At 39.6% G+C, this 6,000-nt stretch carries 7 protein-coding genes; all 7 read left to right on the top strand.

Annotated elements, in window-relative coordinates; genetic code table 11:
* Positions 1-6: 6 nt before the first annotated feature.
* The 7 genes from cysK (at position 7) to lysS (ending at position 5,679) form a co-directional block, all read left to right on the top strand.
* Complete coding sequence (cysK, locus tag COJ96_RS27375) at positions 7-936, top strand: cysteine synthase A (RefSeq protein ID WP_098576783.1); 930 nt, start codon at positions 7-9, stop codon at positions 934-936.
* A gap of 107 nt (positions 937-1,043) precedes the next feature.
* Positions 1,044-1,886 (top strand): dihydropteroate synthase, encoded by an 843-nt coding sequence (folP, locus tag COJ96_RS27380; RefSeq protein ID WP_098576784.1) that lies wholly within the window; start codon positions 1,044-1,046, stop codon positions 1,884-1,886.
* Positions 1,879-2,238 (top strand): dihydroneopterin aldolase, encoded by a 360-nt coding sequence (gene folB / locus COJ96_RS27385; protein ID WP_098576785.1) that lies wholly within the window; start codon positions 1,879-1,881, stop codon positions 2,236-2,238. Before folP ends, folB begins: the two co-directional genes overlap by 8 nt.
* A 2-nt stretch (positions 2,239-2,240) precedes the next feature.
* Entirely contained in the window at positions 2,241-2,768 is a 528-nt protein-coding gene (folK, locus tag COJ96_RS27390; protein ID WP_098576786.1) for a 2-amino-4-hydroxy-6-hydroxymethyldihydropteridine diphosphokinase, read from the top strand.
* The gene (locus COJ96_RS27395) at positions 2,720-2,926 is read left to right on the top strand and encodes a helix-turn-helix domain-containing protein (RefSeq protein WP_098576787.1); all 207 of its coding nucleotides are present in this window, start codon (positions 2,720-2,722) and stop codon (positions 2,924-2,926) included. The genes folK and COJ96_RS27395 overlap by 49 nt, the downstream gene beginning before the upstream one ends.
* 75 nt (positions 2,927-3,001) lie before the next feature.
* A complete protein-coding gene (dusB, locus tag COJ96_RS27400; protein WP_098576788.1) occupies positions 3,002-4,003 on the top strand; it encodes a tRNA dihydrouridine synthase DusB in 1,002 nt (333 codons plus the stop codon).
* A 191-nt stretch (positions 4,004-4,194) separates the two neighbouring features.
* A complete protein-coding gene (gene lysS / locus COJ96_RS27405) occupies positions 4,195-5,679 on the top strand; it encodes a lysine--tRNA ligase (protein WP_098576789.1) in 1,485 nt (494 codons plus the stop codon).
* The last annotated feature ends 321 nt before the right edge of the window (positions 5,680-6,000 follow it).

The following is a 6,000-nucleotide window of genomic DNA, read 5'->3' on the forward strand; positions in this document are numbered from 1 at the left end:
CTCTTAATGGTTCGTGTTGCAAATTCAGTTACCGAATTAGTCGGCCAAACGCCAATTGTTAAATTAAACAGATTAGTAGATGAAAATAGTGCTGAGGTTTATTTAAAACTAGAATATTTTAACCCAGGCAGCAGTGTAAAAGATCGTATCGCTTTATCTATGATTGAAGCGGCAGAAGAGCAAGGGTTAATCAAACCAGGTGTAGATACCATTATTGAGCCTACAAGTGGAAATACTGGTATTGGACTTGCAATGATTGCTGCAGCAAAAGGTTACAAAGCCGTGTTTGTTATGCCTGAAACGATGAGTTTGGAAAGACGGAACCTCCTTCGTGCATATGGAGCAGAACTTGTATTAACACCTGGTCCAGCTGGTATGAAGGGTGCAATTGCTAAGGCAGAGGAGCTTGTTAAGGAACATGGTTATTTCTTGCCGCAGCAATTTAAAAACCAAGCAAATCCTGAAGTTCATAAAAGAACAACAGGTAAAGAAATTGTTGAACAAATGGATCAATTAGATGCATTTGTTTCTGGAATCGGTACAGGAGGAACCATTTCAGGTGCAGGAAGTGTTCTGCGCGAAAACTTCCCTGAAATTAAAATTTATGCGATAGAACCAACAGATTCACCAGTTCTTTCAGGTGGAGCTCCAGGTCCACATAAACTTCAAGGTCTTGGTGCAGGATTTGTTCCTGAAACTTTAAATACTGACATTTATGATGAAGTAATCCAAGTTGGTACGGAGGAAGCATTTGCAGCGTCAAGACGTGCAGCTAGAGAAGAGGGGATTCTTGGCGGGATTTCTTCAGGCGCAGCGATTTACGCAGCCTTAGAAGTTGCTAAGAAATTAGGTAAAGGTAAAAAGGTATTAGCAATTATTCCTGATAATGGCGAGCGTTATTTAAGTACCGTACTTTACCAATACGATGCTGAATAAAAATAGCTAAGAGGCGTCGGCTTTGCCGATGCTTCTTTTTTTGTATTCGAATAAAGATTTCATGTATGATAATAGAAGTATAAAAAGGCTGGATAAGGAGGAAAGGTATGAAAACATCTCATGAACTAATCCAATGTGGACCCTATACCTTGGATAGTAGTAGAAAAACCATTATTATGGGCATTTTAAATGCTACTCCAGATTCCTTTTCGGATGGAGGTAAATTCAACCAGGTTGAAATGGCTGTTAAACGGGCAAAGGAAATGGTAGCAAATGGTGCGGATATTATTGATATCGGCGGGGAATCAACACGGCCAGGCTTTGCAGCTGTTCCTGCAGAGGAGGAACTCGAGCGGGTGATCCCGATTATTCAGGCAATCTCTGAACAAGTTCAAGTGCCGATTTCGATTGATACCTATAAAGCAGAAGTCGCAAAACAAGCAATAGAAGCTGGTGCTCAAATCATCAATGATGTGTGGGGGGCAAAAGCGGATGAAAAGATGGGACAAGTGGCGGCAGACTACGGTGTTCCAATCGTACTCATGCATAATCGTAAAGAACGAAACTACAAGGTATTTATGAGAGATGTCATCAATGATCTTTATGAAAGTATAGCCATTGTAAAAAAGGCAGGGGTGAAGGATGAACAGATTATCCTTGACCCGGGTATTGGCTTTGCGAGGGATTATCAAGAAAATCTGCTAACCATGCAGAATTTAGATACGATTGTTAATTTAGGCTATCCAGTATTATTAGGGACTTCTAGAAAGTCGATGATTGGACAAGCATTAGATCTCCCTGTTCATGAAAGAATGGAAGGTACAGGAGCAACCGTTTGTTTCGGAATTCAAAAAGGCTGCCATATAGTCCGTGTTCACGATGTAAAAGAAATGAGCAGAATGGCTAAAATGATGGATGCCCTAATGGGGAAGGGTGAAACCATTGGATAAAATTTACGTCAATAGAATGGAGTTTTACGGCTACCATGGTGTGTTTTCAGAAGAGACCCGGTTAGGGCAGCGTTTTGCAGTGGATTTATCCGTTTCTATTGACTTAAAAAAGGCGGGAGAAACCGATGAACTGGAATACTCAGTGAATTATGCAGAACTCTACCAAGTTTGCAAGACAATCGTGGAGGGTCCTCCTTTTAAATTAGTCGAGGCGGTGGCAGAGCGAATTGCAGCAGGTGTGCTGACAGGCTTCCCGCTTATATCAGAAGTAACTGTTACGGTGATTAAACCAGACCCGCCGATTCCGGGTCACTATCGGTCTGTTGCAGTAGAAATTACAAGGAGAAGATAAAAGTGGAAAACACAGCATTTATTGCCCTTGGCTCGAATATAGGAAACCGTTATGATAATATAACGAGTGCCATTAAAAGATTAACCAGTAATTCTGGGATTCACTTGGTAAATTACTCCTCTATTTATGAGACAGATCCCATTGGCTATGAGGAACAAGATTTATTTTTAAATATGGTAATTGAGATTCAGACCGCTTTTTCCTCCATGGATCTATTAGATTTATGTTTAGAAATCGAACTAGAACTTGGTAGAAAAAGGGAAATAAGGTGGGGTCCGCGAACAATAGACCTTGACATTCTTACCTATAACCAAGAAAATATTCAAAGCGAGAAGCTCATCCTTCCACATCCCAGGATGTTAGAACGAGCGTTTGTAATTATTCCACTTTTAGAAATCTATCAGGACAAGAAATGTTCGGAGATAAATCAGTTACTTGAATCATCATTAGAAGAATTACCAAATAAAGAAGGAGTCCGAATATGGAAGCGGAAAAATGGGGAAGACGTATTCGAGCCTATCGGAAGTTAAAGGGCTTTACACAAGAGGGTTTTTCGAAGGAACTAGGTGTATCTGTATCAATCCTAGGCGAAATTGAAAGAGGGAATCGACTTCCTGCCAGTGATTTACTGGAAAGGATTGCGGATTCTTTAAAAATCACCATAGATGACTTAACGCCAAAAGATTAATAAACAGGCGCTGGCATAGATCGTATGATAAGTTCAATCCTAAGAATAATTGAAAGAAGGAGGTGAGGTAGTTTCATGTTGAAAATTGGCGATATAGAATTGAAGAATCCAGTTGTCCTGGCTCCGATGGCTGGGGTATGTAACTCGGCATTCCGTTTAACGGTAAAAGAGTTTGGCGCTGGATTAGTTTGCGCAGAGATGGTGAGTGATAAAGGCATCATTCATAAAAATGAAAAGACAATGAATATGCTTTATATCGATGAGCGTGAAAAGCCATTAAGCTTGCAAATCTTTGGCGGAGAGAAAAAAACGCTTGTCGAAGCAGCTAAATTCGTTGATCAGAATACTAATGCTGACATTATTGATATTAATATGGGTTGCCCTGTTCCTAAAATCACCAAATGTGATGCCGGGGCAAAGTGGCTGCTTGACCCTAATAAAATTTACGAGATGGTTTCAGCTGTGGTAGCAGAGGTTGAAAAACCTGTAACTGTAAAAATGAGGATGGGCTGGGATGATGAGCATATTTTTGCTGTGAAAAATGCCCAAGCTGTTGAACGTGCTGGAGGGAAGGCGGTTTCCCTGCATGGACGAACACGTGTTCAAATGTATGAAGGCAGTGCTAACTGGGATATCATTCGTGAAGTTAAGCAAAACCTAAATATTCCGTTGATTGGTAATGGTGATGTTCATACACCGGAAGATGCCAAACGTATGCTTGAAGAAACTGGTGCAGACGGGGTAATGATCGGAAGAGCGGCTTTAGGTGATCCTTGGATGATCTACCGTACGGTTCAGTATTTAGAAACTGGTATTTTGATGCCTCAACCATCTGCTAGAGAAAAGATTGATGTATGCATCCTTCATCTAGACCGCTTAATCGCGCTTAAAAGTGAATATGTTGCTGTTCGTGAAATGCGTAAGCATGCTGCTTGGTATTTAAAAGGGGTGCCCGGTAACGCCATGGTTCGTAATGCGATCAATGAATGTGATACTAGGAATCAATTAGTAACATTACTAAACGAATTGGTCACAGAAGTCGAAGCAAAAGAACAAAGTCAGTTAATTGTAGGATAAACCTGTCACTTAAAGTGTCTTTCTATACTAATTTGGATGCTGCCAGTGAAAAAACTGGCAGTTTTTATTTTAATAACATCTTTTTTGATGTCTGAAAGTATAAGTTTGTGTAAAATAATAAAGTATGTAGAAAAATGGGATCGCCTTATTAATAGCATTTTACATAATAAAAGATTATTGGAGTTGATTTTATGAGTCAGGAAGATTTGAATGACCAATTAATGGTCAGACGTGAAAAAATGAATACCATGCGTGAAAATGGTCTTGATCCATTCGGGAAACGTTTTGACCGCTCACACAACACAAAGGAATTAGTTGAGCAATATGCAGAATTAGAAAAAGAAGAGATCGAAGCCAAAAATGTTTCCGTTTCTTTAGCAGGTCGGATTATGACGAAGCGTGGAAAAGGAAAAGCAGGCTTTGCGCACCTTCAAGATTTAACAGGTCAAATTCAAGTCTATGTTCGTCAAGATGCAGTCGGCGAGGAGAATTATAAACTATTCGATTCTTCAGACCTAGGAGACATAATTGGTGTATCCGGAACACTATTTAAAACAAAAGTAGGCGAATTATCAGTTAAAGTGGAAAACTTTGTGTTTTTAACAAAGGCGTTACGCCCGCTTCCTGATAAATTTCATGGACTTAAGGATGTTGAACAGCGCTACCGTCAACGGTATTTAGACTTAATTATGAGTCAAGAAAGTAAGGCTACATTTATTTCAAGAAGCCGTATTATTCAATCAATGCGTCGGTATTTAGATGACCACGGCTATTTAGAAGTTGAAACACCAATGATGCATTCCATTGCTGGCGGTGCATCTGCACGTCCATTCATAACACATCACAATGCTTTGGATATGCCATTATTTATGAGGATTGCGATTGAACTGCACTTAAAACGATTGATTGTGGGCGGTTTGGAAAAGGTATATGAAATTGGCCGTGTTTTCCGGAACGAAGGTGTCTCGACTCGTCACAATCCTGAATTTACAATGATTGAACTCTATGAGGCTTATGCGGATTACCGTGATATCATGAGTCTGACAGAGAATCTAATTGCTCATATTGCCCAAGAAGTAGTTGGCTCAACTACGGTTCAATATGGCGATTATGAGGTAGACCTTAAACCTGAGTGGAAAAGACTTCACATGGTAGATGCCATCAAAGAATACACTGGTGCAGACTTTTGGAAAGAGATGAGTGTAGAAGAAGCTCGTGACCTTGCGAAAGAACACGGGGTTGAAATTAATAACAACATGCTTTATGGCCATATTGTTAATGAATTCTTCGAACAAAAGGTAGAGGAGAAATTAATCCAGCCTACTTTTATTTACGGACATCCTGTCGAAATCTCACCACTTGCGAAGAAAAATGATGAGGACCCACGCTTCACAGACCGTTTTGAATTGTTCATTGTTGCTCGTGAACATGCGAATGCATTTACAGAGCTGAATGATCCGATTGATCAAAGAGAACGGTTTGAAGCGCAATTAAAAGAACGTGAACAAGGAAACGACGAAGCTCACATGATGGACGACGACTTCGTTGAAGCGTTAGAATATGGTATGCCGCCAACGGGAGGATTAGGAATTGGAATTGACCGTTTAGTTATGCTGCTTACTAATTCTCCATCCATCCGTGACGTACTATTATTCCCGCTTATGCGTCATAAATAATACGTAAAAAAGTGCCATGTTACTGGCACTTTTTTTATATTTATAACGAGGAAGAGTAAGAATATTATTACTTTGGATATTTTTAAGGGAAAATCGTAAAATACTATTGCACCTGTTCTCGAATGGTGGTATATTAATATCTGTTGCTGCGAGACAGACGCAGTGAGAAAAATAAATTAAAAAAGTTGTTGACTTTCAGTGAATAACTTGATAAGATTATAAAGTCGCCTTAAGGCGATTGGGTAATTGATCCTTGAAAACTAAACAAACAAAATCGTGCAAACAAACAATTTATTTTAGCTTCTTTTAAGAAGCTAAGCC

The sequence above is a fragment of the Bacillus sp. AFS073361 genome, assembly GCF_002567005.1.
Taxonomy (GTDB): Bacteria; Bacillota; Bacilli; order Bacillales; family Cytobacillaceae; genus Neobacillus.